Annotated in this window: 1 protein-coding gene; it reads right to left on the reverse strand. The window is 65.6% G+C overall.

Annotated features, from left to right (window positions below; all coding sequences use genetic code 11):
- A protein-coding gene (locus tag GUY61_RS38655) for an IS5 family transposase (protein WP_313897048.1) occupies positions 1 to 828 on the reverse strand; the annotation gives its coding sequence in 2 pieces (ribosomal slippage) (positions 1 to 472 and positions 475 to 828; 826 coding nt annotated over the 2 pieces). This gene is flagged as partial in the annotation.
- Between the last annotated feature and the right edge of the window lie 49 nt (positions 829 to 877).

Genomic DNA, 877 nt, shown 5'->3' on the forward strand with positions numbered 1-877 from the left:
CGAGTGTGACCGCTGCTTCGTAGGAGGTGGCGGTCTTCTCGTAGCGGGTGGCGATGCCGCGGAAGCCTTTGAGTTGGTTGAAGCAGCGTTCGACGGTGTTGCGGCGGCGGTAGGTCTCGCGGTCGAAGCCCGTGGGGCGGCCGCCTCGCCGACCTCGGTTGAAGCGGTGCTGCTTCTGGTCGTTCTTCTCCGGGATCGTGTGCCCGATGCCGCGTCGCCGCAGGTAGGTGCGGAATCCGCGTGAGCTGTAGGCCTTGTCGGCTATCACGTGGTCAGGTCGGCAGCGGGGCCGGCCCAAGCCGGTGCGGGGTACTCGGATGCGTTCGAGCAGAGGCCTTGCGCAAACGCCGTCGTGGCGTTGTCCCGGGGTCAGCAATACGGCCAGGGGCCGGCCGCGGCCGTCGCAGGCGAGGTGGATTTTGGTGGTCAGGCCTCCTCGGGATCGACCGAGGGCGTGATCGTCCGGTTCGTCCGTCCGATACTTCCCCCTTTTCGGCCGGTGGCGGCTGCGTGCTGATGGGCGCGGACGATGGTGGAGTCGATCTGGACCAGCCAGTCGATGTCACCGGCGGCATCGGCCCGAGCCTGGATCTGCTGTAGAGCCCGGGCGAACACACCGTCGATGGCATAGCGACGGAAGCGGGTGTAGACCGTCTTCCACGGGCCGTAACGTTCCGGCAGGTCCCGCCAGGAAACCCCGGTCCGAATCTTGTAGACCATCCCGTTGATCACCCGGCGGTCCTCCGCCCGAGGACGGCCTCTACTGGCACTCGGTATCAGCGGAGCCAGCAACTCCCACTCAGCATCGGTCAGTTCATGACGACGGATCACGGAAACATGATCCACCATCGAACGATCTTTTGAAGACGGACCCTAG

Origin of the sequence: Streptomyces sp. GC420, assembly GCF_009916105.1 — a bacterium.
Classification (GTDB): Bacteria; Actinomycetota; Actinomycetes; order Streptomycetales; family Streptomycetaceae; genus Streptomyces.